At 60.7% G+C, this 24,923-nt stretch carries 22 protein-coding genes; 8 read left to right on the top strand and 14 right to left on the bottom strand.

The window, feature by feature from the left end:
• The first annotated feature begins 6 nt into the window (after positions 1 to 6).
• From AB4Z53_RS25770 to AB4Z53_RS25760, 3 genes are all read left to right on the top strand, one after another.
• Complete coding sequence (locus AB4Z53_RS25770; RefSeq protein ID WP_441598410.1) at positions 7 to 1,404, top strand: aminotransferase-like domain-containing protein; 1,398 nt, start codon at positions 7 to 9, stop codon at positions 1,402 to 1,404.
• 187 nt (positions 1,405 to 1,591) lie between these two features.
• Positions 1,592 to 2,002 carry a DUF983 domain-containing protein gene (locus AB4Z53_RS25765; protein WP_441598408.1) on the top strand — a complete coding sequence of 137 codons (411 nt, stop codon included), beginning with the start codon at positions 1,592 to 1,594 and terminating at the stop codon, positions 2,000 to 2,002.
• Between the two features lie 1,130 nt (positions 2,003 to 3,132).
• Complete coding sequence (locus AB4Z53_RS25760; RefSeq protein WP_113540635.1) at positions 3,133 to 4,173, top strand: porin; 1,041 nt, start codon at positions 3,133 to 3,135, stop codon at positions 4,171 to 4,173.
• A gap of 96 nt (positions 4,174 to 4,269) precedes the next feature.
• On the opposite strand, the gene AB4Z53_RS25755 is transcribed toward AB4Z53_RS25760, so the two are convergent.
• The 7 genes from AB4Z53_RS25755 to AB4Z53_RS25725 all read right to left on the bottom strand — a co-directional run bounded on the left by AB4Z53_RS25755 (position 4,270) and on the right by AB4Z53_RS25725 (position 11,775).
• Entirely contained in the window at positions 4,270 to 4,872 is a 603-nt protein-coding gene (locus AB4Z53_RS25755; protein ID WP_441598406.1) for an alkylhydroperoxidase domain protein, read from the bottom strand.
• Positions 4,873 to 4,894: 22 nt separating this feature from the next.
• The gene (locus tag AB4Z53_RS25750; protein WP_441598404.1) at positions 4,895 to 5,512 is read right to left on the bottom strand and encodes a CMD domain protein; all 618 of its coding nucleotides are present in this window, start codon (positions 5,510 to 5,512) and stop codon (positions 4,895 to 4,897) included.
• Positions 5,513 to 5,540: 28 nt separating this feature from the next.
• Positions 5,541 to 6,587: a putative FMN-dependent luciferase-like monooxygenase gene (locus tag AB4Z53_RS25745; RefSeq protein WP_113540632.1), complete on the bottom strand. Its 1,047-nt coding sequence runs from the start codon at positions 6,585 to 6,587 to the stop codon at positions 5,541 to 5,543.
• Between the two features lie 28 nt (positions 6,588 to 6,615).
• Entirely contained in the window at positions 6,616 to 8,247 is a 1,632-nt protein-coding gene (locus tag AB4Z53_RS25740) for a dipeptide ABC transporter ATP-binding protein (protein ID WP_441598462.1), read from the bottom strand.
• Complete coding sequence (locus AB4Z53_RS25735; RefSeq protein ID WP_441598460.1) at positions 8,244 to 9,083, bottom strand: ABC transporter permease; 840 nt, start codon at positions 9,081 to 9,083, stop codon at positions 8,244 to 8,246. Before AB4Z53_RS25735 ends, AB4Z53_RS25740 begins: the two co-directional genes overlap by 4 nt.
• A 41-nt stretch (positions 9,084 to 9,124) precedes the next feature.
• Positions 9,125 to 10,069, bottom strand: coding sequence for an ABC transporter permease (locus tag AB4Z53_RS25730; protein ID WP_441598401.1), 945 nt, complete (start codon positions 10,067 to 10,069; stop codon positions 9,125 to 9,127).
• A 68-nt stretch (positions 10,070 to 10,137) separates the two neighbouring features.
• Positions 10,138 to 11,775 (bottom strand): TIGR04028 family ABC transporter substrate-binding protein, encoded by a 1,638-nt coding sequence (locus AB4Z53_RS25725; RefSeq protein ID WP_441598399.1) that lies wholly within the window; start codon positions 11,773 to 11,775, stop codon positions 10,138 to 10,140.
• Between the two features lie 331 nt (positions 11,776 to 12,106).
• On the opposite strand from AB4Z53_RS25725, the gene galE reads away from it, so the two are divergent.
• Positions 12,107 to 13,093: a UDP-glucose 4-epimerase GalE gene (gene galE, locus AB4Z53_RS25720; RefSeq protein WP_441598398.1), complete on the top strand. Its 987-nt coding sequence runs from the start codon at positions 12,107 to 12,109 to the stop codon at positions 13,091 to 13,093.
• A gap of 53 nt (positions 13,094 to 13,146) precedes the next feature.
• On the opposite strand, the gene AB4Z53_RS25715 is transcribed toward galE, so the two are convergent.
• The 4 genes from AB4Z53_RS25715 to AB4Z53_RS25700 form a co-directional block, all read right to left on the bottom strand.
• Positions 13,147 to 14,148: an acyltransferase family protein gene (locus AB4Z53_RS25715; RefSeq protein WP_441598396.1), complete on the bottom strand. Its 1,002-nt coding sequence runs from the start codon at positions 14,146 to 14,148 to the stop codon at positions 13,147 to 13,149.
• A gap of 23 nt (positions 14,149 to 14,171) precedes the next feature.
• The gene (locus tag AB4Z53_RS25710; RefSeq protein ID WP_441598394.1) at positions 14,172 to 15,455 is read right to left on the bottom strand and encodes an O-antigen ligase family protein; all 1,284 of its coding nucleotides are present in this window, start codon (positions 15,453 to 15,455) and stop codon (positions 14,172 to 14,174) included.
• 8 nt (positions 15,456 to 15,463) lie between these two features.
• Positions 15,464 to 16,735 (bottom strand): polysaccharide biosynthesis/export family protein, encoded by a 1,272-nt coding sequence (locus AB4Z53_RS25705; RefSeq protein ID WP_441598392.1) that lies wholly within the window; start codon positions 16,733 to 16,735, stop codon positions 15,464 to 15,466.
• 70 nt (positions 16,736 to 16,805) lie between these two features.
• Entirely contained in the window at positions 16,806 to 17,486 is a 681-nt protein-coding gene (locus tag AB4Z53_RS25700; protein WP_113540625.1) for a sugar transferase, read from the bottom strand.
• Between the two features lie 737 nt (positions 17,487 to 18,223).
• On the opposite strand from AB4Z53_RS25700, the gene AB4Z53_RS25695 reads away from it, so the two are divergent.
• Positions 18,224 to 18,508, top strand: coding sequence for an exopolysaccharide production repressor protein (locus AB4Z53_RS25695; RefSeq protein WP_441598389.1), 285 nt, complete (start codon positions 18,224 to 18,226; stop codon positions 18,506 to 18,508).
• 208 nt (positions 18,509 to 18,716) lie between these two features.
• On the top strand, positions 18,717 to 19,736 hold the full coding sequence (locus AB4Z53_RS25690; RefSeq protein ID WP_441598458.1) for a glycosyltransferase family 2 protein: 1,020 nt from the start codon (positions 18,717 to 18,719) through the stop codon (positions 19,734 to 19,736).
• A gap of 46 nt (positions 19,737 to 19,782) precedes the next feature.
• On the opposite strand, the gene AB4Z53_RS25685 is transcribed toward AB4Z53_RS25690, so the two are convergent.
• Together AB4Z53_RS25685 and AB4Z53_RS25680 are read right to left on the bottom strand one after the other, a co-directional pair.
• A complete protein-coding gene (locus tag AB4Z53_RS25685; protein WP_441598387.1) occupies positions 19,783 to 20,730 on the bottom strand; it encodes a polysaccharide pyruvyl transferase family protein in 948 nt (315 codons plus the stop codon).
• Positions 20,731 to 20,818: 88 nt separating this feature from the next.
• Complete coding sequence (locus AB4Z53_RS25680) at positions 20,819 to 21,784, bottom strand: glycosyltransferase family 2 protein (protein WP_441598385.1); 966 nt, start codon at positions 21,782 to 21,784, stop codon at positions 20,819 to 20,821.
• A gap of 121 nt (positions 21,785 to 21,905) precedes the next feature.
• On the opposite strand from AB4Z53_RS25680, the gene AB4Z53_RS25675 reads away from it, so the two are divergent.
• Entirely contained in the window at positions 21,906 to 23,390 is a 1,485-nt protein-coding gene (locus AB4Z53_RS25675; protein WP_441598383.1) for a lipopolysaccharide biosynthesis protein, read from the top strand.
• A gap of 25 nt (positions 23,391 to 23,415) precedes the next feature.
• Here AB4Z53_RS25675 and AB4Z53_RS25670 read toward each other — a convergent pair whose 3' ends face one another.
• Positions 23,416 to 23,613 carry a hypothetical protein gene (locus AB4Z53_RS25670; RefSeq protein ID WP_441598381.1) on the bottom strand — a complete coding sequence of 66 codons (198 nt, stop codon included), beginning with the start codon at positions 23,611 to 23,613 and terminating at the stop codon, positions 23,416 to 23,418.
• 174 nt (positions 23,614 to 23,787) lie between these two features.
• Between AB4Z53_RS25670 and AB4Z53_RS25665 the strand changes: the two genes are divergently transcribed.
• A complete protein-coding gene (locus AB4Z53_RS25665; protein WP_441598379.1) occupies positions 23,788 to 24,921 on the top strand; it encodes an acyltransferase family protein in 1,134 nt (377 codons plus the stop codon).
• Positions 24,922 to 24,923: the final 2 nt, after the last annotated feature.

Here is a 24,923-nt window from a genome sequence, read left to right as displayed (position 1 = left end):
GCTGTAATGAACGACGAACGCTTGCAGATCTCGTGGCGTCCCACCATACGCAAGGCAGATGGCCCTCTCTATCTCGCGATCGCAGACGCCATTGCCGCAGACATCGCCGACGGACGCCTTTCGGACGGCATGCGATTGCCGCCGCAACGCGTGCTCGCCGAGGCACTTGCGATCGATTTCACGACCGTCAGCCGCGCTTACAACGAAGCAAGACATCGCGGCCTCGTCGAGGGCCGCGTCGGCCAGGGCACCTACGTCAAGGCGCGGCGCTCGCGGATTGCTCGCCCCGCCACCAGCGGCATTGTCGACATGAGCATGAACCTGCCACCGCTCTTCGACGATCATCTGCTCGCCGCAAGGCTCTGGGACGACATGACGGCACTCCAGGCCGAGCACGGGCTCGACCTTCTGATGCGCTACCAGGCCCCCGCCGGTACCCTACACAACAGAGCCGTTGGCGCCACGTGGCTAAGGCCGCGTCTGGGTGAGGTGCAGGTCGAACGCATGCTGGTCTGCCCCGGAGCGCAAGGCGCGCTCCTTGCGATACTCACCAGCCTGGCAAAGCCGGGCGACGCCATATGCGCCGAAGCCATCGCTTACCCCGGCCTTCGCGCGCTCGCCGCCCATCTCGGCATCACGCTTTTGGGGGTAGCGATCGACGAAGAGGGGCTRATTCCCGAATCATTTGACGAAATTTGTTCAAGGCACGCTTTAAAGGCTCTCTACTGCAACCCGACGCTGCATAACCCAACGACAGCCACGCTCTCGTTGGAGCGCCGTGAGGCGATCGTCACGATCGCTCGGCGACATGGCGTACCGATCATTGAGGACGACGCCTATGGCGCCCTTCCCGTGGCGCCGCCGCCCGCACTTGCCGCGCTGGCGCCGGAACTTGTCTACTACATCGGCGGCCTCGCGAAATGCCTTTCGCCGGCGCTGCGCGTTGCCTATCTCGTCGTTCCAGACAGCCGCAGCTCGGTCAGAATCGAGGGCGCCATCCGGGCGACTGCTGGTCTGGCTTCACCGCTCACAGCCGCAATCGCGACCCGCTGGATCGAGGATGGAACGGCCGATGCTGTCCTCGGCGCGATCCGCACCGAAACGAACGTTCGACAACAGATCGTCGACCACACCCTCCCAAAAGGCACGGCCCTGTCGGACCCGCATGCCTTTCACGTCTGGCTGCGACTGCCGCAACCCTGGACGCGCGGTGAATTCAGCGGTCGACTGCAGGCCGCGGGCATCGCGGTTGTTCCAAGCGACGCCTTTGCGCTCAGGGCAGCCCCGGAAGCCGTGCGCTTAGGCCTTGGTGCGGCCGCGACCCAAGAAGACCTGCGCCGCAGCCTGTCGACTATCGCTGACCTCCTCGGCCAATCTCCCGCTGCATCGAGCCTCGTGGTTTGACGACGGGCTTATTTCCTGCGAGCGAAATTGTCGCAGCAATGTATGCATACAATAAATTGACAATGTATGCTTTCGGGCGCTTAATCGTCTGGAGCCTGAGGCGGTATCCGGGAATGGCCGGCCGCATACCAGGCAACATCGGCGCAACACCAGTGTGCGCAGGACGAGACGCCTGAAAGGAACGACTATGTCTTCGGATCACGAGTGGCCACCCATCCCGCCCATGCAGACCGGCCTGCGCGGCCGATGCCCGCGCTGCGGCCAGGGACATCTTTTCGAAGGGTTCCTGAAGATGCGCAAGGAATGCGAAGTCTGCGGTCTCGACTATTCTTTCGCGGACCCGGCGGACGGTCCGGCTTTCTTCGTCATCTGTTTCGCCTGTGTGCCAAGCGTGCTTCTCGGCGTCTGGCTTGAAGTTCAATACAGCGCTCCGCTCTGGGTGCACTTGCTCGTCACCGGCCCGTTCATGCTGCTGACATGTATTCCACCGCTTCGACCCTTGAAGGGATGGCTTGTCTCAAGTCAGTTCTTCTACAAGGCCGAAGAGGGCAAGGTCGTCAGGCGCGGCGCGGAGGCGCCGGTTGCGACAACACAGTAGCACTGCCCGGACCGCACCTCCCTGCGTGAACATCGGTCGCCGATGGTGCGGCGACCGTCGTCAGGGGGCATAGCGCCTGAATCAGGCGGCAGAGCCCGCCCGCGTCAGCCAAGAAGGTCGGTCACTTGTTTGAAAGAGGGCGGCACGGTTCGAGCGCAACCTTCGCCTTGGCATCCGCCTTACGGTCGCGCCAAGTCCACGGGCTGAACGTGTCCCAATCGGCCAACGGTAACTGCTTCGTCACCGGGTAGAGACAAACAGGTCTCCTCGGCGTGGTTGGTGAGGGGCGACTTGCACGGTTTTGTCCGCAAGTCCTGCCACCGCGGGCTCCTCACTGTTCTACTTCCCATAGGCAAATGTACCCGGGCCCGGTTCGCAAGAATAGGCAATGGCCGTTACTGCCGTAGTCCCCTTTGCAGCGAAAGATGAAAATGTATTCGAAGAGCAAATGACTGCCGCGGAGATGGGGGATGCACATCGATTCATGCCGAAATCTCCGATGCGGCCGTGCGGGCTGGTCCACCTTGCCGCCCTGCGTCCTCGGAGAGTGTTCAACCACTGGCTTCATTTCATCAAACGGCGGCGGCTATCGAAACAGCAGGAGCAGCCGCTTTCGTAAGCAGTGGATCTTGATCACAGCACCACTGATCGCGAAGAACCAATCGCGCCCTAGAGTAGCCCCCTAAAAAATGACTGCGCCGCCAACTGTTGATCGTTGACGGCGCTCTTCACCGGAAGCCTCTCTTCTCAAAGGCCGGAACTAGGTAAAATAGAGCAACTAATCCGTCAATGTGTAGTTTGTGAAGTTTTTATGAGAGATTTTTGTCACTATTGTTCGGTATAGAAACATCGTTCGGATTGATTACTATCTTGAATCGCTCGTTTTTATTTTAGAGAAACGTGATAGTGTTTATTTTGCCACACTATATATCAAAGAAATTCTGCGAAGATTCAAAACAAAATTGTTACAAAACTGTCGTTTGGCGATGATAGCGGTGTCGCCGCTGCCCGCCGCGAGTCATCGTGGCCGGTTCATTTCGTCGCAGCGCGAGCGAGGTAGCCGATAATTCTCTGGGGGACACCAGGGTCGGGCCTTGTTGACCTTGAAAACCATTAGAGAGATCGTCCGTATGAATATCAAAAGTCTTCTTCTCGGCTCCGCTGCCGCCCTCGCAGCAGTCTCCGGTGCCCTGGCAGCCGACGCAATCGTCGCAGCCGAGCCGGAGCCCATGGAATATGTTCGCGTTTGCGACGCTTTCGGCACCGGCTACTTCTACATCCCGGGCACCGAAACCTGCCTCAAGATCGGCGGCTTCCTCCGCTTCCAGACCTCCTTCGGTCCGGATGAAGTCAACGGTCGTCAGGGCTGGGGTACGGCTGGCACGTCTGACTGGGATGCCTTCTCGCGCGCCTACATCTCGTTCTCTGCCAAGAGCGACACCGAGTATGGCACGCTCACGGGCTTCTTCGCCGCTGAGTTCAACGCCGACAACGACACCGACGCTGGCGACAGCCGCATCGACGTCGACGAAGCTTACATCCAGCTCGGCGGCCTGAAGGCCGGCTTCTTCTACAGCTGGTGGGACAAGGGCCTGAACGGCGAAACCGACTCGATCGGCAACGTCACCGAGTTCAACTCGATCGCCTACCTCTATGACGGTGGCTCGTTCCAGGCTGGTATCGCCGTTGACGAACTTGAGGGCTGGTCCACCAAGGCAAACGGCGTTGGCGTTGAAGGTATCGTTTCGGCCACGCTCGGTGGCGTTTCCATCGACCTGCTCGGCGGCTACGACACCGAGTGGGAAGAAGGCGCGATCCGCGCGCTGCTCTCGGCCGACCTCGGCCCGGGCCAGCTGCAGGTTGCCGGCATCTGGGCTTCCAACCCGAACACCTATTGGCGCGCGTCGGAATGGAGCGTTGCAGCTTCGTACGCCTTCAAGGCCACCGACAAGCTGAAGATCACCCCCGGCGTTCAGTACTGGGATAGCCTGCGCACCGGCAACGACTTCAACAACGACCTCGACAAGTGGCGCGCGGGTGTAACGCTCGACTACGCGATCACCGAAGGTCTGGCGACCCGTATTTCGGTTCAGTACAACCAGGAAGACCTGACGGCCACGACCGACCGCGACTACGTCTCGGGCTTCGTCCGCCTGCAGCGCAACTTCTAATCCGACGCCATCCGATGAAAGAGCCCGCAACTTCGATCGAGGTTGCGGGCTTTCTTGTTGCCAACGATGGATGTCAACCGCCGGATCAGGAGTTGGTCAATTGGCTGGCGTCGGCTCGCCCAGTGAAAGCATCAGACGGTTAGCCCAGTTGAAGAAGGCGGCGCCATGGATCACATCGGCGATTTCTAGTTCATCTAGTCCGGCCGCAGCCAGCCGAGCGACATGCTCTTCGCCGAAGGCGGGCGGTGTCGCAGTCAGTGCGACGGAAGCGGCAACAATCGCGTTCCAGCGTTCGCCAAGATCGGCGCCGACACCTTCATCCAGCAGCTTCTGCACGTCGTCGGCACGTTTCGAATGGTGAGACGCGAAGCGCGAATGGACGGAGGCGCAGAAGATGCAGCCGTTGGAGCGCGAGGCGGCCGTGGCCGCTAGCTCGCGCTCGGCCCGCGGCAAGCCCGTGCGGGTATTGTAGAAGATGTCCTTGTCCGTCTTCGTGCGGGCTTCCAGTACCTCCGGATCGCGCACCAGCAGACGGAAATAGGGAGACTTGGCGCGCGCCGCTTCGACAAGCCCTTGGAGATGTCGTTCGGTCAGGTCGTCCTCCGCCAGGGGCTGGAGCCACGGTGTCCAGCCGATCTCGGCCTGCGTGAAGGTCACCGGAGAATTTTCCACGCTGGGGATAATGGCAAGTTCAGTCATTGTCGCGGTTCCTTTCGGTGGCTTATGCGGCGGCGCGCTTCGATGCGGCGGAAAGCAGGCCGAGCCCGGCGATCACCCGGATCTGGAACGCGACAAACGATACGAGTTGCGACAGCGTGACGATGCCATCGGTCGTCCAGCCGGCATCGAGCAGCACCTGCAACGCTTGCGGGCTGGCCTCGCGCGGACGGAAAACCAGCAGATGTGCATGTTCAAACGCGGCTGAGAGCTTGCCGCCGAGCACGTCACGGTTTGTCTCCGAGACACGGTAGAGCAGACCTGCCTTGTTCTCGACGCTCAGTGGCCCCTCGGGATAGTTGCCATAGGGACCTGTGGCTTGCCCTGCCCCAATCTCGGTGTTCATTATCTCGACAAGCCAACGGCCCGCAGCACCTTCCTCCAGCGGATTGACGTAGAATTCATAGATATCGGGCTGACGGTGCAGCCCGGCGACAAAGCCCGCGACCGCCTGCCGCTCCACCAGTGACACGTCGCCGACGGTCTTGGGCTGAAACAGCGCCAGGTAGCTTTGCTGTGCCTGTTCACGCGTCTCGGGTCGCTGAGCGCGCACGCGGTCGAGGTTCGATCCCGGCGTGATGCCGGCAAGCAGATCGATGATGTCTGGCGACACTTGGGTCATGATAAGTCTCCTTTGGGGGATATCAGTTTCAGCCAACGGCGCCGAAGCGGCGCGCGTGGAACTTCTCTTGCGGCGCCCAGCCAAGCGCCGGCGCGACCTTGGTCGCGATCAACTCGATCGATCGCAGGATCAACGGGTGCGGCGGATCGACGGAATGAACCTGGAACACAAGGTCGGTAACACGCTCGAGCGTCTCGTCGCTGCGGAGGCTTTCAATGACATCGTCCACCGATCCAACATGGACGTCGAATGCAGCAATCAGATCTGCAAGGGAGTTGCCGGCAACCTTGTGGCCGGCGGCGATCAGGCGTTCCGCGCCGCGGTTCAACCCAATCTCTGCCAGGCGCAGCGCTTCGGCCCGGCTATCGGCGACAAACAGGCTACGGGAACCGAGGATGCGGGGCGCACGACCGGGGGGAAGCGCGTGCAGATAGGCATCGATGATCGGGTTTTGCAGTTCCGCCAGTGAGGCGTTCGGGTTTTCCTGCGGTCGCGGTTGCGTGCGCGACAGCATCAAGCCGTCGCCGGCGCGACCGGCACGCTCACCCCCGGCAACCGAGAAGGTTGCCTGCCAAATGCGATCGAGCAGTTGCGGCGCTGCGGGATAGAGACGGTCGCCGCCAGCGAGCGCGCGGCCGGCCCAGGCATCAAGTACCGTCTGCAGATGTCGACCGAAGACTGCGCCACGTTCCGCACTTTCAAGACCAAAAGCCGTGAAGGACGACGGCGTGCCACCGGTTCCAAAGCCGACCTCTAGCCGGCCGCCGGAAAGCAAATCGAGAACCGCTGCGTCTTCCGCCACCCGGGTCGGGTTTTCGAGCGGCAAGGTGATGACGCCCGTGCCGAGGCGGATGCGCGTCGTCTCTGCGGCCACGTGCGCGAGAAAGACCAGAGGCGCCGGCAAGCCGCCCTCATCGGCATGGAAATGATGCTGCGCCACCCAGGCGGTATCGAAGCCGAAGCGTTCGGCCGTCACAATCTGCTCCTTGGCGTAGTAATAGCGGGTACCGGCGGGAACGTCGTCGAGCAGGCGGGTGAAAAAGCCGAGGCGCTTGCGCGGGGTCGTTTCTGTCATGGTCAGTCCTATCTGTGATGTCAGCGCATCAGGCCGCGGCCCGGCGCTTTTGCCCGGGTATGGCGTTGATGAGTTCTCGGGTGTAGTCGCTGCTGGGATGTTCGAAGACCTCAGAGACCGCGCCACCATCGACGAGGCGCCCATCCTTCAGGACGGAGACGGTGTCGGATATCTGGCGCACGACGGCGAGGTCGTGAGACACGAAGAGGTAGGTCAGGCCGAGATCGCTCTGCAGCTCCTGAAGGAGCGCGAGAATGCGCGCCTGGACGCTTACGTCCAGAGCGGATACCGCCTCGTCCAGCACCACCACCTGAGGATCGAGCACAAGTGCCCTGGCGATGGCCACTCTCTGGCGCTGGCCACCGGAAAGCGCATGCGGTCGTCGCGAAAACGCGTCTTCGGGCAACCCGACACGCGCGAGGATCGCCCTCGCCTTCTCCTCGCGGTCAGCGCGCCTGAGCCGGCTGAAATTAAGCAGCGGCTCTGCCACGATCTGCAGGATGCTCTGGCGCGGATCAAGCGATCCGTAAGGGTTCTGGTAAACGAGTTGGATCTTGCGTCGAAATTGCCGGAGGTCTTCCCCGGTAAGGCCAGAAAGATCCGTACCGTCAATCTCGATCCGTCCAGCGGTCGGCTTGTCAAAACCAACGATACTTCTGATGGTCGTCGTCTTTCCCGAGCCAGACTCGCCGACGATCGCGTGGGTCGATCCGCGACGGACACGAAAGCTCAGATCGTCGACCGCGCGAAACCGGCTCTTGCCCACGCCCGCAAATTCGCGAACAAGACCGTCGACGACGACAATATCGTCCTGAACGCCCGAACGGACTTTAGGTGGCCTGGATACCGGCGCGGCAAACGACGGTGCAGCGGCAAGCAGTTGTCGCGTGTAAGGACTGCGCGGTGCCGCCAGAACGACGCTCGCTGCGCCTTGTTCCTGAATTCGCCCGTTCTGAAGAACGACGATCCGGTCAGCGCGATCGGCGGCAACGCCCAGATCGTGGGTCACCAATAGGACGGCAGCGCCATACTCGGCTCGCAACTCATCGATCAGGTCGAGTATGCGTCTCTGCACGGTGACATCGAGCGCACTCGTCGGCTCATCGGCAATAATCAGTTGCGGCCTCAGGGCGATGGCAATCGCGATCAACACCCGCTGGCGCATGCCACCCGACAGTTCGTGCGGATATTGCCGCGCACGCAACGCGGGCTCGCTCAAGCCCACGCGGGAGAGGAGGGAAATAACCCGATCGTCGATCTCTTCAGGACGTAGCGCACCGTGGATCCGGAAGATTTCGCCGACTTGCGCGCCAATGGTCTTGACCGGATTGAGAGAGTTCCCCGGATCCTGCGGCACAAGACTGATCCTGGCGCCACGCACCGTTTCCAGTTGCCGGTCGGTCCAGCGGGCAATGTCGGTTCCGTTGAGCTTGATGGTACCGCGTTCTAGACGACCGTTCGCTGCAAGCAGTCCAATGATCGACTGCGCCGTGGTCGTCTTGCCGGAGCCGGATTCCCCAACCAGCGCAATAACCTCGCCGGGATTGATGCGGAACGAGACATCGTGAACGGCGCGACGAGCCGTGGACCCATCATCATAGGCGATGCACAAACCTTCGACTTCGAGAACGGGCGGTACCTGCTGAGGAATCACGGTCATGCTGCGGCCTTTCCAAAGGATTGGCTGATACGGTTGGCAGCCAGGACGACGAGAACGACTACGACGCCGGGCGCGGTTGTCAGCCACCAGGCCGTCGAGATGTAATTGCGACCCTCCGCGATCAGCAGACCCCATTCGGGTGTCGGTGGCGGCGCGCCATAGCCGAGAAATCCGAGTGTGGAGATTTGCAGCACAGCCGAGCCGAACTGAAGCGATGCGAAGGCGAGGACGGACGTGAGCGAGTTCGGAAGGATGTGCCGCCAGAGGACCGATACAAAGGTACCGCCGCTGCCAAATGCCGCCTCGACATAGTCGCTGCGCCTTACGCGAACGACTTCGGCCCGCGCCAATCGGGCGAAGCCCGCGACCGAGGTGACGCCGACGGCAATCGCCGCATTTACCGTGCCAAAGCCGAGAAGGATGATAATGCTGAGCGAAAGCAGCAACGGCGGGATCGACAGGAAGACATCGACAAGCCGCATGATCGCGTCATCAAGCTGTCGGCGGACGGAACCGGCGATCACGCCGAGCCCGGTGCCGACAATCAGGCCGAGGCCAACGGCAACGAAGGCGCCCGTCAGCGAATGCACGGCACCATGGACGATGCGCGCGTAAAGGTCGCGCCCAAGAGCATCCGTCCCGAGCAGATGCTCTGCACTCGGCCGCTTCAACTGCGCCCCGCCCACACCCTCGAGCGGATTATAGGTAGTGAAGAGCGAGGGGGCGACCGCCCAAAGGAAAACCGTTGCCAGTATGAGCCAGGACAGGGCCAGCCCTGGAGGCACGCGGCGCAGCGCCAAGACCGTGCGAGAGCGTCGCCCATCTGACCTCCGCATAGCATCCGAAGCGATGTCATCGGGAAGCGTATCGAAAGTGGTCATGCGGCAGCTCCGACTTTTGTCCTGAGGCGCGGATCAAGCACTGGGTAGAGCAGATCCACGGCAAGGTTGATGATCACGAAGGCGAGCGCCGAGAGGACGACGATGGCCTGGAGGACAGCAGCGTCCTGGCTGCCGACGGCGCGCTCGGTAAGACCACCGATGCCGTTGAGCCCGAAGACGGTTTCCGTCACTACGGCCCCGGCGATCAATTCACCGAAGAGCACGCCGGCAATGGTCAACGTCGGGAGGAGCGCGTTCTTTGCCACATGCCGCCAAAGAAGCCACTGGCGGTTCGCGCCCTTGGCGCGGGCGACGCCGACGAAAGGCCGCGTCATGACCTCGTCAATGTTGCGCACAAGCACCTGGGCGAGCGGCGCTGAAATCGGTACCGCGAGCGTGAACACGGGTAGGATCAACTCCTGCCAGGGTCCGGGATTGATGACCGGAACGAGCTTCAAGCGAAAGGAGAAGATCTGGATCAGCATGATCCCGAGCCAGAAGGTGGGGATCGAGATGAAGAGCGAAGGAACCGATTGCAGTGCACCGCGAAGCCAGGCGAATGGCGTCAGGCTGGAGAGGAAGGCAATGAGGATTGCCAGCGCGGAAGCAAGGAGAAAGCCAAGGGTGGCGAGTTTCAAGGTTGCCGGCAGATGCGCTGCAAGAAGACGGCTGACGGGCACCCCCGCCTGAACGGAGTAGCCGAAATCGCCGGTCAGGAACTTGCCGATCGTCTGCACGTATTGAACGAGTATGGGGCTATCGGCGGCATAGGACGCACGGATCTCTGCGACCTGCTGGGCGCTCAGTCCGAGATCGGGATTTTGAAACTTGATGAGGATCGCGTCACCGGGCATCGCCTGCAGCAACACGAAGGAGATCGAGAATGCGGCCCACAGGACGAAAAGCGCCTGTCCGACGCGATTAAGCAAATAGGCGGACATGGATCCATTCCTCTGCATGCGAATTTCGGGGAGTGGCGGCCACCGCAGGCGCGGTGGCCGCGTGTCGATCAATGCTCCGCGAGCCAGGTGCTGTAGAAGCTCGGGCGCCCGACAGCCTCGAAGGCGACGCCCTGTACGTAAGGCGCACCGGCATAGGCCTGCGGTTCTTCGAAGATCGGGATCGCATAGGCCTGATCCACGACGTAGTTCTGGATCTCACCGGCGATGGCGAGGCGCTTTGCACGATCCGGCTCGGAGGCCAGTGCGTCGAGCAAGCCGTTCAGCTTGTCGTCGACGAAGCCCTGGACCTTGTCGCTGAGACCACCCTTCTGACGCAGCACGTCTCGGTTCTTCGGATAGTACTGGCTCTTGATCACATCGGGGTCGGCACGGCCGACCATCGCCGGCGAAACCGGTGTCTTCAGCGGATCGAGATCATCGACCGTCCTGCTGCCGCTATCCCCGGCAAGCACGTTGAGCTTCACGCCAACCTTGCCCCATTGCTGGGCGACGAGTTGCAGCGTCTCCTTGTTCTGCGGCTGCGGCAGGGATTCGTACGCGGTCAACACAAGTTCCCTGCCGTCCTTCTGGCGCAGACCGTTGGAACCGACGGACCAGCCTGCCTCATCAAGCAGCGCCTTTGCCTTTTCGGGATCGAAAGCGAGCTTTGCCGAGATATCCTTGTAGCCGAGCGCGGACGACGCGATGATCGAGGTGGCCTGTGGATAGTTGGCAGAGAACAGCGTCGTGACGATTTCCTTTGCATCGGTTGCGTGCAGCAGCGCCTGGCGCACCTTGACGTCTGCCACGAGCGGATTGTCCGGGCGGAAAACGACACTGTTGTTCACGCCGCGTGTCGATGGTGCGTAGATCTGGTAGTCCTGCGCCTCGACCTGCTTTTCATCATAGGCCTGGACCTGACGGATGAAATCCGCCTGCCCTGCGAGCAGCGCGCCGATGCGCACGCTGTCTTCACCGGTGATGATATAGGTGATGCCATCGAGATAGGCGCGGCCCTGATGCTCGAGTTTCGCCGGACCCCAAACGTAATCTTCGCGCGCCTTGAGCTGCAGCTCCTTGCCGATCGCTTCGCTCTCGACCACGAAGGGACCGGAGCCGATGATCTTGGTCGCATCGCCAAGTTCCTCGAAGGGTAGCGCGAGCGTGCTGGCGGCAACGAGCCCGGAGCCGATGACAGAGGTTCCTTGCAGGAAGCCCGGCGACGGACGCTTGAAATAGAACTTGACGGTCAGCGGGTCGAGGACCTCGCTGCGCTCATAGTTGTTGATGACTTCGGAAACCGGTTGCTTCAACGCTTTGTTGCCGAGACCGAAAACGTCGTAGTTCTTCGCGACTGCTGCCGCGTCGAGAGGCGTGCCGTCGGAGAAGGTGACGCCAGGGCGGATCTTGAACGTGTATTCGGTCGTATCCGCGTTGATCGTCCAGGACTCGGCGATCCAGGGCTCGATCTCCAGTGTTTTCGGATTCTGATAGGTCAGCTTGTCGGTGATCTGATTGAGGATCCCGCCGTTCGGATAGAAGCCGCCTGCCGGGGGATAAAGGTTGGTATGGGCCTGCTGCTCCAGATAGATCAGCGTCCCGCCTTTTACCGGCGCCGAGCCTTCGGCGCGGGCACCAACGTGGGTCAGGCCAGTGGCTGCGAGCGTCGCGAGGGTGAACGCAAGCCGTTTCAGTTTCATCGTCATGAGAGCCTTCCTTCGAAAATCAGAAGGCTATGGTACGACTGTCGTCGCAGTTATCAATTAAATCTAGTAAATTAATATGCTATATGTTTCGACCCAGCGGAAAGAAGCATCTAGCGCGCTGCCGCCAGCGAGTTAATTGTCCCTCCTTGTGTTTTTCCCACCAAATTTGACGGACCCAAACCCACGCAGGTGTGGAAAGAAACGCGCTGATAACCACCGCCACATACCCGACATGCACACGTGCTTGATTGCGCGCGGCATTGGCGACATTGTTGTCATCCGTTGAAAAGTCTTGGCAATTTCTCTGAACCTCCCAAGGATCGTAAGCATCATGGAAAGCAACAAAGTCCTCGTCGTCGGCGGTGCCGGCTACATCGGCTCGCATACGTGTCTCGAACTCGCCAACAAGGGTTTCGAGCCTGTCGTCTACGACAACCTTTCGAACGGCCACGAGGAATTCGTCAAATGGGGCGTGYTCGAAAAGGGTGATATCCGCGACCGCCAACGGCTCGACGAGGTGCTCGCCCGCCACAAGCCGCGCGCAATCCTGCACTTCGCCGCGATGATTGAGGTCGGTGAATCGGTCAAGGATCCGGTATCCTTCTACGACAACAACGTCATCGGGACACTGACGCTCCTTTCTGCCGCGCTCGCCGCAGGCGTTGGGGCCTTCGTCTTCTCATCGACCTGCGCCACCTATGGTCTGCCGGAAAGCGTGCCGATCGACGAAACGCACCGTCAGGCGCCAATCAACCCCTACGGTCGGACGAAGTGGGTGTGCGAGCAGGCGCTGAAGGACTACGGCCAGTACAAGGGTCTTCGGTCTGTGATCCTTCGCTACTTCAACGCCGCAGGCGCCGATCCGGAAGGCCGCATCGGCGAGTGGCACGAGCCTGAAACGCACGCGATCCCGCTTGCCATCGACGCTGCACTTGGCCGCCGCCAGAGCTTCAAGATCTTCGGTACGGACTACGATACGCGCGACGGAACCTGCGTGCGCGACTACATCCACGTCCTTGATCTGGCCGATGCGCATGTGCGCGCCGTCGAATACCTGCTGGCGGGCGGCGACAGCGTCGAGCTCAATCTCGGCACCGGTACAGGCACGACCGTCAAGGAGCTCTTGACGGCGATCGCCGACGTCTCCGGGCGCGAGTTCAATGTCGATCTGGTCGAGCGCCGCGAAGGCGATTCCACGACCCTTGTCGCCAACAACGACAAGGCGCGCGACATTCTCGGCTGGGTTCCGCAATACGATCTGGCGGACATCACCCGCACCGCCTGGAACTGGCATTCGCGGCGCAACCAGGGCGCCTGATAATCTGCTGATAGCTGATTTGGTGCGGCGTTTCAGGTGCCGCACCAAGAGATTTAAGCCGCCTGCTGCAATGGCTTAGGCGCGATCCGCGGGCGCAGACGCCGCGTCAATGGCTTTTCGAGCAGGACGTAGGCGGCGACGCCCAATGCCGTCCCGGACAAGACGGCCAGAAACGCCGACAGCGCTAAATCCAAACCTGCCCTGGCGCATACCTTCACCACGACCGATATGGCGAAGGTGTGCCAGAGATAGATGGAATAGGACGAATCGCCGAGGAGCATCGGCAACCCACGAGGGCGAAACCAGCCGCGGCTTTCGAGCGCCAGGGTGCCGACGACAAGCAGGACGGCCAGAGGCCCAAGCACGAATTCGTCGAAAGGCAGACGAAACACGGCGAGCGCCGCAAAACCTGAAAACGCGATCGCGATGAGCGCCAGGCCGGCATTGCCTCCCGGCACCCTGCCCCGCAGCCACAGTTCGGCAATGATCATGCCGGCCACGAATTCGAGAATGATCGGCCGAGTATAGGTCGAAAACAGCGCATTGTCCGTGTCGATGGCAAAGCCCAAGCCCACCAGCAGCAGGAAACAAGTGCTGATTGCCAGCAATCGTCGTGATCGCGGCAGCAGCAACGTCAAAGCGAAGACGGCGTAGAAGAACATCTCATAGTTCAATGTCCAGCCCTGGACGAGAACCGGCCAGACCTCGCCGGTGCTCGGGGATGGTATCGGTACGAACAACAGCGATGCCACGACGTGCGTTGGGCTGAGCACGAGATTGGGAAAGAGCCCGGCAAGGCCGCCAAGGACCATCACTGCGGTTGCCAGCCAATAGACCGGCGCGATCCTTTGAACGCGGTCACGCAAAAAAGAGAACGGCGACATCGGCCGGCGCTCGCTGATCACCCACATGATGAAACCGCTGATGACAAAGAATATGTCGACACCGGCTGCGCCGATCGCGAAATGATGGCCAGTGCGTTCGGCCGCATGAAAAACGACCACGCCCAGCGCCGCAACGGCGCGCAGGTACTGGATCCCGTAGATTGTGCTCATCGAGCCCCCGCTGGTCCGATCCATCAATACCTCAGCTGTGCCACGCCCTGCGGCACGATCCGCGCTCTTTGGATCTCAGCCGGGCGCGCGTCCGGGCGGATTTGCGGCATGGTCAGCTTGCCGGCGGCGAAATAGAGCAGGAACGAGCCGACGTGATAGGGGTTCATGATGTCGATCTCCACGAAAGACCGCACCAGCAGCAACATCGTGATGCCAAAGAGGACCGAGGACTGGATATCGTGGTCCTCCGTCAGGAGGCGCTTGATGTGACCGAGAACGGTGGTCAGCAGGATGCCCGATAGCAGAACGAGCCCGATAAAGCCTGTTTCGACGATCGCCTCGATGAAGGTGTTGTGGAAATGGAACCCCGAGCGCGTCGAGATGTAGAACTCTTCCCAGAGGCGCTCGGCCTCCGAGAAGCCCTGAACCCAATAGGCCTGATAGCCTACGCCCACCATAGGCGAGGCCATGGCTGCCTCGATGCCCTGCTGCCACAGATAGGTCCGCCCAGTCAGCGTCGAATCCTTGCCGAAAAGGCCAAGCACCAGATCGACGCCGCCGCCATAGATCCCGGCGACCGCGACCAGCGCACCGCAGATGACGGCGGCCAGGAACAGCCCCTTTCGGTGGCCGGGCGAGAGCATGCCGACGACGCGCATGCCAAGCCACAGCCCGATGATCACCGCCGTGGTCAATACGGATGTGGCCGATTGCGAAGCCAGCAGCGAATAGGCCGCAAGCAGCCCGACCGCGCCGGACGCCAGCAGCCAGGAGCGTCGCTCGCCAAGTGCCACAGGCGCGATGAAGGCGAAATAGATGCCCAGCGAAGCGTAGAAACCGAGCTGGTTTTTCGACGAGAAAGCGCCGACGAAACTGTAGGTGCCGTCAAGCGGATCGAGATGGTAGACGCCGAAAAGCAGGGAATAGACAAGCACGATCCCGATCCCCGCGATCGCACCGCGCGTCAGCGTTCTGACATCGATCAGACGCATGGCGATCAGCGCGCACACCACATGCGACAGATACTGGATGCCTGTGCGTGCCGTCATCGAAGGCGCTTCCGACCAGAAGACCGACAGGCAGGCAAAGACGGCAAAACCGAGGATCCACAGACGCCTGCCGTAGTTGCCGAGCACGCGACGGTAGTCGACAAGGACGAGCGGCAGCCACAGCGCGTAATAAAGCAGGATCGACACCTGCCCGAAACGCGAGGAATAGGCGAAGACGAAGAACGACAGCGCGATCGCAACGGTGCCATAGACACCATTGCGGTCAGGCGATATCAAGCTCGACTTCGCAATCCTCACGATCGGTCCTACTGTGTCGCGAGGTTCGCTTGAACCTTGATCACGTCGCCCGGTAACACTGGCGTGTTTTCGTCGGCTGCGATCTCGGACGGCTTGCCGTCACGCTCGCGGATGATCGAATAGGCGATCACAACATCCTTCGTATTGTCCTTCGACTGAGCCGCTTCAGCCGATTGCAGCAGGGCTTCCGCCATCAGGTCCCGGCTGGTGCCGAGCTTGATCTGCAGCGTGTCGAGTTCTGCCTCGGTATTCTGGAGGTCCTGCGCCAATTGCGCGTCCCAGTCGTTGCGAAGGTTGGTCTCGTCCTGCGCCGCCTTGCTGACATCCTGTTTTGCCTTCAGCGAGGCCGTATCGATGTCGAGCAAAGCAGATTGCAATTCGGCCACCCGTTGTTCCAGCGCCAACTTGCGCTGGCTGAGCGCCAGGCCCTTTTCGGCCAGGCTCTCCACCTTCTCGCGATCTTCAGCAGCCAGCTCCATCTGCCGCTTCTGCGTTTCCGACTTCTTTGCCAGCGACTGGATTTCGCTTTCGAGCAATGCCTTCAAGTCGGCGAGCGACTTCAATTGCAGCTTCTGCTTCCTGTCGCGCGAGCTCATCAGCGCTGTCTCGTTGGCAAGCAGCTTGTCGATGCCGGATACGCCCTGGAGATCCTTCGGCAGCTCGATGCCCTCCTTATCGGCAATTTCGGCCTGCAGGCGCGCGCGACGGATCAAGAGCCTGTTGCGTTCAGCCGATTGCACGCTCGAATCGCCATGGGCATTGATGTAGTCGCGGGCGAAACGCTGGCCGCTGTCAGATCGACGCAATCCGCCCCCGAGGCTGATGGCCTTCAGTACCGTCAGATTGGGTACGAATGGATACTCGCCAGGCTTTTCGACCTCACCGGAAAGATAAAGCGGGCGATATTGTGCGAGTTCGACGGAGGCGGACGGCCGATCGCGCAGACCGAACAGCGTCTGCATTTTCTCGCCGATCGCCTCCCCGACCTCGGTGGTCGTCTTGCCGGCCGCCGGCAGGTCGCCGATGAACGGCAACGATAGTGCGCCGGACGGCCCGACCGTGTACTCCCCGGTGACGACCGACCAGTCGCGTACCGCACCTTCGGCGGTCTGCCACTCGGCGACGCGAATCTTGAGCTTGTCCATGGTGCCAAGCTGATATTCCTCGGCGCCGGCTTGAGCGGCGCCGAGGACCACTGCGGCTACCAGGACCGTGTGGTGAAGGAAACGAGACACCTTGCGGGAAATCCGGGATTTCCCTGACGGAGCGTGTGTTTTCATAGGGGCTTCCGTTAAAAACGCCGATCCCGCGATCGACCTGTCGGTCGCGCGGGCACAAAGGCGTGGATCGTCAGTAGCTGCCGCGAGAGAAGCAAACGGCCGGGATGGTCTTCACGACGATGGAGAAGTCGCTCAGCATGGACCAGTTCTGGACATAATGGGTATCGAACGCGACGCGAGCCGCGTAGGAAACGTCGTTACGTCCGCTGATCTGCCAAAGGCCGGTGAGACCGGGGCGCGATTGCAGGTAGTAGACGGCGGCCTGGTCGTAGAGCTCCAGCTCGTCCTGCACCACCGGCCGTGGGCCGACGATGCTCATTTCACCGCGCACGATGTTGATGAGCTGCGGCAGCTCGTCGAGGCTCAGCTTTCGCAAGACGCTGCCGACAACGGTGACCCTGGGGTCATCCTGCAGTTTGCGCGATGCGCGCCACTCCTCGTAGGCGGTGGGATTGTTTCTGAGATACTCCTGCAAGATCCGGTCACCGTCCGCCCGCATGGTGCGGAACTTCAGACAGCGGAACGACTTCCCGTTGTGACCGATACGGCGATGGCCATAGAAAATGCTGCCACCGTCAGAGAACTTGACGAGCGCAACCAGCATCAAGAAGAGCGGGCTCAAAAAGACGAGCGCCAGTGAAGCGGCAAAGATGTCGAAGCCACGCTTCGCAACACCACCCACAGGCGGGAGCGCCGCAGTTTCTGCGGCACTGAAAAACGGCGGATTTGCCGATCGAGTCGCAGACTTCATAGAGATAACTCCATTTACGTTGGCGAATGGTCGGTCCCTCGAAAGGGCACACTCCTATTCAAGAAAGAGTGTGTGGTGAGAATTTGTCTTTTGAGGGCGAAATAATGGCGGGTGCCCAAACGGCACCCCAATTACGAATATCACTGATTTCGAATATGTAATATTTCCATCCCGGCAACCGTTATATTATCAGACGGCGAAGTCTTACGTTCGGAACTTTCGTGTATTGTATCGGAGGTGCGCAATTGCGTCGCCGTAAAGCCAATATATCTTGGTATCTGTTATGTTTGCCTTGACCTGCAAGTGCCGGATTTGGCGCTTATAGAAATTGACAGGTGTCAGTCTTTCCGCGGAAATGCTGCGTTGCAGCAAGGTTTTGCGCCGCACGCACGACGAGACACCAAAAGTTAATTTCGTAACAAAAGGTGATCTCAATCGTTACCCAGACGGCAACCCACGGGCGGTACGGCCATTACAAAGCGTCGAGAGGTGGCGAAATTGCCTTGGGATTGCCATGGAGTGGCAGGGATCGAATCGTGGCGAGATCGAAAAATGGCCAATTTGATTCGCATGTTGGTGTTCTAAACGCGACATAAAGACTTTGTAGGCAGAGTGGCGGCAGGGCGCGGTTTTGACGGTTGAAGCGAAAGGGCGCTGCCAATATATTGGAACTCTGAGGAGGAAAGGCCGAACTCCGATGACCACATCGTCGACAGAACCGAGTGCGAGGTAGCGCCATGTACGCACCGCGCGTTCTTGTGAGCATGCTCGGCGCCCTCGCCGTATTTGCGATCGTTACCTATTTCCTAAACGGCTCGCTGGCATCGACGCTAGTCCAGACCATCCTATGCGCCGTTCTGATGCAGGTCGGCTATTTCATCGCCGTGCTTTACCTCGTCTGGAAGAAGGCGCGGGAGAAGGAGAGACAGGCCGCCGAGATTGCGCGACTGGCCGGCGACGACAATTCAGCCGGCAATGCGGCGCCGCAGCGCCTCGATCGTCCTGGCCACTTCAATCGCTGAACAGGCCCTCCCTTTCCGTTCCGCAGCCCACGAGACGAGCCCAGAAAATCTCATAGTTGACGCGTTTGCGACACGATCGCCCTGCATGGTCCGGTCGTCGCCACCCTTGGCGGCGTCGCGTGGCTACCGCTAGCCCAAGAAGCAAAGCCACGCTGGAACCGAAGTGCCGCAGGCCCGCAGATCTGCGCGCTGCCCGTGAGACACGATGCTGGAGGCCCTCATGACCACAGATGTCTGCGTCATCATCGCCGCAAAGAATGCCGAAAGTACCATTGCCCGAGCCGTTGCGTCCGCCCTTGCAGAACCAGAAAGCGCTGAAGTGATCGTCATCGACGACGGCTCGAGCGATGATACCGGAGGTGCGGCGCGTGGCGCCGACGACCACAGCGGGCGCCTGACGATTGTGCGCTTCGAAGTCAATCGCGGGCCATCGGCTGCCCGCAATCACGCCCTGTCGATCAGCCGCTCGCCGGTGCTGGCAATCCTGGACGCGGACGACTTCTTCCTTCCAGGCCGTCTTGGCCGGCTGCTTGTGGAGAGCGGTTGGGACCTGATCGCCGACAATATCGCCTTCATCGACGAGGCGGCAGCGGCCGATATCGCAGAGAAGATCGAACCCTTCCAACCGCAACCCCGCCTCCTCGGCCTGATCGACTTCGTTGAGGGCAACATCTCCCAACGCGGCGTGAAGCGTGGCGAGGTCGGGTTTCTGAAGCCATTGATGCGACGCGACTTCCTGGAGCGGCATTCGATCCGCTACCGCGAGTCGCTTCGGCTCGGCGAAGACTATGATCTCTATCTGCGCGCGCTCGCCAAGGGCGCACGCTACAAGATCATCCGAAGCTGTGGTTATGCCGCCATCGTCCGCAGCAACTCGTTGAGCGGCAGCCACCGCACCGAGGATCTCAAGCGGCTCTATGAGGCGGATCGGATGATCCTTGCGGGAAGCACACTGGAAAGCGAAGCCGCGGCTGCGATCCGAAGGCATGAGCGGCATATCAAGGACCGCTATCAGCATCGACACTTTCTCGACCTGAAACGAGAACGCGGCGCGATGGCTGCCGTCGGCTACCTCCTTCAGCAACCCGATGCGCTACCCGCCGTGACCATCGGCATCCTTGCCGACAAGACCGAGCGCTTCAGACAGCCGACGGATGCTCCGGCGGCACTTGGCGGCTCCGGGGGGCTGCGCTATCTGCTGCCCGCCACGGCGCACGGTAAGAGGTAGTCATCGTGCCGGGCCACGGCACTTTCGGGGTGCCGTGGCGGGACCATCAGAGATACGATTGGCGCACGGCCGCAAGGGCCTCCTGAAAACGTTCCTTGCGTTCGGCAAGTCGGTCGTCGCTGCTCAATTGCGGTGCCGTGCGGATCGCCTGCCAAAGCGCAAGCGTCGAAGGTGCGGCGAGAACCTGCTTGGCTGCACTGCGCAAAAAGGTCTGCCTCGGCTCGGTCGTTGCCACCATCACGTCGTGAGCGATCGGTCGAAGGTTCGGCGCCTCAGCCACCGTCTGCGCCTCGTAGTCCATGCCCCAGAAGCGTTCGCCCTTGATCATCGCTTCGGCGCGGCTCGATACCGGCACGTGGCGGGGCTGGTAGTGGACGCCGACGGTGCTTGCCCAGTCATTCCACTTGAAGCCGTTGATGCTTTCCGAGGTCGTCACGGCCACCCACGGCACGCGAAAGGCATCAGCAAGGATGGCCCCATGCATCGATTCGGCGACGATGAATTCCGACTGGGCGATCTCGCGGATCACGCTTTTGGCTTCGCCGCGCGGATCGATGTAGTGAAGGCCGACAGTACCGCAGGTCACCGGCCACATGCCGGCAATGGCGCTTTCCCAATGCGGAACGAAGCTACGCTTGTGGAGTTTCGGCAGGTTCTGGAACTCCGGCATTTCCGCGACCATCACGGCGGGATCGACAATGCCGAGTTCCGGCGAAATGCCGATCTTCTCGGCGGTCAGCGGCCCTCGGACGCAGCGGATATCCCACTCCTTCGGATCGCGCATGTCAGGCAGCGTGCCGTAGCCGAAGCCACTGCCGATCACGAGCTTTCTGATACCGTCGGGCAAAAGCGCCCGGTTGAGCACAGTGCCGACGCCCACCAGCAGGATTTCCTCGTGAACGTCGCGGAACCCCGGCAGCAGGAAATCCCATAGCCAAAGATTGAGGTCGTCGCCGAAATTGCCATGCTGAGATTCCCAGTAATAGGGCTTCATGGGCAGTCCCTTCTTTCAAGATGCTTGATATGTCCGGATGCCGCGCTGGACGGCCTTGGTGTTCCTCCTCGAAGGAGCGTTGTTTTGATCAATTTGAGCGGGAAAACTTGCCGACAGCGAGTTCCAGCGCGCTTCGCAGGAGCGTCGGATCACGTAGGACCCAACGCGCCAGGAGGCGGAATTGCGGCGACTTGCGTCGTTTGAGCCGCCGCGCCTGGCTCCACAGGGCCTGACGGCGTGCGGTATGCTGATAGGAGCGGATCGAAGCGATTGCCGAGGGTTTGCGCGAGAAGCGCCCCTCGAGCGTTTCCAGAGCAACAAAGGTGTTGAACTGCTGCTGCAGGAACTGCGGCGAATCGTTGTCGATCGAGTGGAAGATGTTGATGCCCTCGCCGCGCTCGGCGCCAGCTTCGTCACAAAGCACGACCCGTTCAGCGGCAAGAATGCAGTCGCAGAAGAACAGAACGTCCTCAGCCGCCAGCCTCAGCGCCGCATCGAAGCGGACCGTCTCGAAAAGGCTACGCCCGATCACCATGCAGGAGAGATGCAGGAAGCTCCAGTTTTCGAGCATGACGTTGGTCAGATCGGGAATTTCGACGACCAGAGGCCCCTCCTGCAGCCTGACGACGCTGTTGCTTTGCGTTAGCTCGGCGACATCGAAATGATAGTAGAACGCGTCCCCGCCGGTGATCGACGCCCAATAGCAGTCGGCGCCGAAGCGGCTCATGCTTTCATAGGCATTCTTCAGATGATCCGCGGTCCATTCATCGTCGGAATCGAGGAATGCCACGAACTCGGCATCGTCGGGAACATGGTCCAATCCAGTGTTTCGAGCGCCGCCAGGCCCCTGATTGGGCTGCCGAATCACGGTCACACGCGCGCGTTCCTGCTCACTTAACGGCCCCAACTCCTCATCAATCAAATAGGGAGAACGATCGTCTATCACCAGAACGTGAAAGTCCTGAAATGACTGGGCAAAGACGGAGGCAAGTGCCCGTCGAAGAATACCCGGTTCCTTCTGATAGTACGGAATAATAACAGTCAGCTTCGCCATCTTTTCGCCCCTGCGGTTTCTCTAATAGAGTCTTGCGTGGTCTCCTCCCACCGGGTCGCGGCCTTATATTTAGCCCAGGTCCTTTGTCGGAAATCCTTCAAAGGCATCAAGGATGCTCTCTATGCCCTCAACCGTAAATGCCAAGTCTGTGACGCGGAACGTCGGCTGGAGCGTCCTTTCAAAGACAGGTACTTTCGGGCTGAAATTTGTCACGGTGCCGATTCTGGCGCGCATCCTGACGCCGGAAGAGTTCGGGACGGTGGCCGTTGCACTCACCGTCGTGCAGTTCCTGGCGATGATCGGCGGCGCCGGTCTTGCCTCCGCGCTCATCATCCAGCGCGACGAAGATATGGAGCTCATCCACTCGGCCTTCTGGGCCAATCTTGCCGTCGCGCTCCTGATGGCGCTTGGGCTTTTCGTCTTCGCCGACCCGCTGGCAAGCCTGCTTGGAGCACCCGAAGCCGGTTACCTGCTTCGGATCATGAGCGTGCTGATCCCGCTGCAGCTTGGCGGAGACGTCGCCTATTCGCTCCTCGCCCGGCGGATGAATTTCAGCAAGGACGCCGTCTGGACCATGCTTTCCGAGACCGTCGGGGCGCTTGTCGCCGTCGGCGCGGCCCTTCTCGGCTTCGGCGTCTGGTCGCTGCTGGCGCAGCTTTTCGTTTCCGCATTCATCCGCCTTGCCGGCCTCTATGCGGTCTCGGGTTATGTGCCCCGGCTTGTCTTTTCCGTGCGCCGTGTTCTGACACTCAGCCGGTTCAGTTTCGGCATGATGGGGTCCGAGATCGCCAACTTCATTACCTTCCAGTCGCCGATGGTGGTGATCAGCCGCTACCTTGGCCTCTCGGACGCCGGCGCCTATTCGGCGGCGAACCGCTTTTCCAGTATTCCCAACCAGATCGTCCTTTCGGCGGTCATGGGCGTGCTCTTTCCCGCTTTCAGTCATATGGGCGAGGATCGCGAGCGTCGATCACAGGCGCTGATGCTGAGCACGCAGGTCACCACCGTGCTGTTGGCGCCGATGATGTTCGGTCTTTGGGCGCTTGCCGAACCGGCGATGCTGGTGCTTTTCGGCCAGCAGTGGGCTGCCGCCTGGCCGGTCCTCGGCCTGCTTGCGCTGTCTAAGGGACTGTTGACGCCCTGCAGCACCTACGTTCCCTACCTCAAGGGCATCGGCCAAGGCACGGTACTCTTCTGGTGGGCGGTGATCCGCGCTGTGGTGACGACAGCAGCCGTCGCCTATGGCGCCATCGGTGGCTCGCTTGTCGAGGCGATGATTGCGCTTTGCATCGTCAACCTGGCCACTCTGGTCGGTTACTCCTGGGTCGTGTTCCGGGCCGATCGCCTGCCCTTCCTGCGCGGCTTCCTGATCTCGATCAGGCCGATGATCGCGGCATTCGCGATGGCTGTCGCCGTCAGGGTATTGCTGGATTTCTATGGCGCGCTCGTGCCGAGCGCGGTCCTCCAGGTGCTGATCGGCACGGCAATCGGCGGCTTGATCTATCTCGTTCTGATGCTGCTCATGGAACGGCCATTGTTGATGAAGCTCTACGGCATGGTTCGTAAGCGCGATGGTTCGCAGGGCGTGCCGGCGGCTGCCGAATGACCGACTTTGGCGGCCGCAAACTGCCTCACCCTCGCCGCATTTCGGCTTGGTTCGGCCCGGCGCGGCCGGTTTGCCGCGTGACAAATGAGAAAAACAGCACAATTTTATCGTGCTTATCATCAACAATCACAAGCAAAAGCATCAACAAATAAGCGCCTGATAATATTCCGCAAACGCCGCCACTATAGGCTTTTTTCCCGTCCATCCGCACCCAGATAGGCATATAGTCCTATAGGCTTAACGTCTTCTCATGCTGCGGCGCAGCAAAGTGCGGCCGATTCGTTTGTTGCGGCGCCATATTTTCAGCCTCGCCCAAGCCTAGCCTTTAGCACAGTGAATGCGGGCTCTGGTCTGCTCTGTTGAAACGGTCGCCTGAGAATGGCGCTGGCAGATAGGGGTGACGGACATCGTGGATGTGAACGCGAACATCTCATCGCGGATCAATCTGATGCGCATCGTGCTGATCTCCGGCATCGTCTTCGTGCACGTGCCGCATGATCCGGCGACGAGCCCGTATGCCGGCACGTATGGCGTGCTCGACTGGTTGCGCGTCTTTCTTGGCGACAGCCTGTTTCGTGTCGGTGTCCCGTGCCTCAGCGCAATCTCCGGCTATCTCCTGTTTCGGCGTGGCCTCGACAGCTTCGATTACGGCAAGACGCTCAAGACCAAGATAAGAACCGTGCTGTTGCCCTTCCTGCTTTGGAATATTGCATTTCTCGCGCTGGCCTTCGTGGCGCAGACCCGAGGTATCAGCTTCGGCTACCTGCCAGATGTGGTGGGCGCAAGCGTGCGGGAATGGCTGAACCTTGCCGTGGCGCTGACGGATCTACCGATCAACGTGCCGCTCTACTTCTTGCGGGACCTGCTGCTTTGCATCGTGCTGTCGCCGGTACTGGCATGGCTGATCAAGCGTTATCCGATGCAGACGCTCGCCGTGCTGTTCGCCTATGCCGTGCTGCCCTTGCCAAACGGGATCTTCCTGAAGAAGTCGATCCTCTTCGGCTTCAGCACCGGCATCTACATGAGCCTGCATCGCGTTGACGTTCGCGGTCTCGATCGCTTCTCCTGGCCGATCACCATCGCCGTCCTTGGTGCTTCGCTACTGCTTTCGGTGGTGCTTTTCCAATACGGTCCCGAATTTCCGGTCTGGGTCGACATGCTGCGCAGCCTGACCGCTCTATTAGGTATTCTGGGTTCCTGGGCCGTTTCCGAACTGTTGGTCCGAACAAGCCTCGGGTCGCGACTGGGACGCGGAAGCGGGCTCAGCTTCTGGATCTTCTGTACGCACTACCCGCTGCTCGTTCTCTTCTGGATGATCTGGAACCGCACCGGCTTTGGATATTACCCGGCGTTCTACTACACGGTTCCGTTCATCACGATCGCAATCCTTGTCGTCGCCTACGGCCTTGCCGGCCGTTGGCTTCCAAACCTGACCGCAACCCTGACCGGCAGCCGCGCGGGCGCTGCCCGCGGCGGCAATGCGCGGCCGGCAGAGCAACGCGGCGAACTTTCCCCACAGCAAAGGACCTGACC

It is taken from the genome of Ensifer sp. 2TAB8 (assembly GCF_052115125.1).
Classification (GTDB): domain Bacteria; phylum Pseudomonadota; class Alphaproteobacteria; order Rhizobiales; family Rhizobiaceae; genus Ensifer.
The sequence above is the reverse complement of the archived record's forward strand: the minus strand, read 5'-3'. Positions and strand labels throughout refer to the sequence as shown.

What these genes read in the sequence shown, in the direction of transcription:
- AB4Z53_RS25675 (WP_441598383.1), top strand. Translation starts at nt 21,906, where the DNA reads ATGCCCTCAACCGTAAATGCCAAGTCTGTGACGCGGAACGTCGGCTGG.
- AB4Z53_RS25735 (WP_441598460.1), bottom strand. Translation starts at nt 9,083, where the DNA reads ATGCGGAGGTCAGATGGGCGACGCTCTCGCACGGTCTTGGCGCTGCGC.
- AB4Z53_RS25695 (WP_441598389.1), top strand. Translation starts at nt 18,224, where the DNA reads ATGTACGCACCGCGCGTTCTTGTGAGCATGCTCGGCGCCCTCGCCGTA.
- AB4Z53_RS25755 (WP_441598406.1), bottom strand. Translation starts at nt 4,872, where the DNA reads ATGACTGAACTTGCCATTATCCCCAGCGTGGAAAATTCTCCGGTGACC.
- AB4Z53_RS25715 (WP_441598396.1), bottom strand. Translation starts at nt 14,148, where the DNA reads ATGAGCACAATCTACGGGATCCAGTACCTGCGCGCCGTTGCGGCGCTG.
- AB4Z53_RS25725 (WP_441598399.1), bottom strand. Translation starts at nt 11,775, where the DNA reads ATGACGATGAAACTGAAACGGCTTGCGTTCACCCTCGCGACGCTCGCA.
- AB4Z53_RS25760 (WP_113540635.1), top strand. Translation starts at nt 3,133, where the DNA reads ATGAATATCAAAAGTCTTCTTCTCGGCTCCGCTGCCGCCCTCGCAGCA.
- AB4Z53_RS25765 (WP_441598408.1), top strand. Translation starts at nt 1,592, where the DNA reads ATGTCTTCGGATCACGAGTGGCCACCCATCCCGCCCATGCAGACCGGC.
- AB4Z53_RS25700 (WP_113540625.1), bottom strand. Translation starts at nt 17,486, where the DNA reads ATGAAGTCTGCGACTCGATCGGCAAATCCGCCGTTTTTCAGTGCCGCA.
- AB4Z53_RS25705 (WP_441598392.1), bottom strand. Translation starts at nt 16,735, where the DNA reads ATGAAAACACACGCTCCGTCAGGGAAATCCCGGATTTCCCGCAAGGTG.
- AB4Z53_RS25750 (WP_441598404.1), bottom strand. Translation starts at nt 5,512, where the DNA reads ATGACCCAAGTGTCGCCAGACATCATCGATCTGCTTGCCGGCATCACG.
- AB4Z53_RS25740 (WP_441598462.1), bottom strand. Translation starts at nt 8,247, where the DNA reads ATGACCGTGATTCCTCAGCAGGTACCGCCCGTTCTCGAAGTCGAAGGT.
- AB4Z53_RS25745 (WP_113540632.1), bottom strand. Translation starts at nt 6,587, where the DNA reads ATGACAGAAACGACCCCGCGCAAGCGCCTCGGCTTTTTCACCCGCCTG.
- AB4Z53_RS25680 (WP_441598385.1), bottom strand. Translation starts at nt 21,784, where the DNA reads ATGGCGAAGCTGACTGTTATTATTCCGTACTATCAGAAGGAACCGGGT.
- AB4Z53_RS25730 (WP_441598401.1), bottom strand. Translation starts at nt 10,069, where the DNA reads ATGTCCGCCTATTTGCTTAATCGCGTCGGACAGGCGCTTTTCGTCCTG.
- AB4Z53_RS25685 (WP_441598387.1), bottom strand. Translation starts at nt 20,730, where the DNA reads ATGAAGCCCTATTACTGGGAATCTCAGCATGGCAATTTCGGCGACGAC.
- AB4Z53_RS25670 (WP_441598381.1), bottom strand. Translation starts at nt 23,613, where the DNA reads ATGCCTATCTGGGTGCGGATGGACGGGAAAAAAGCCTATAGTGGCGGC.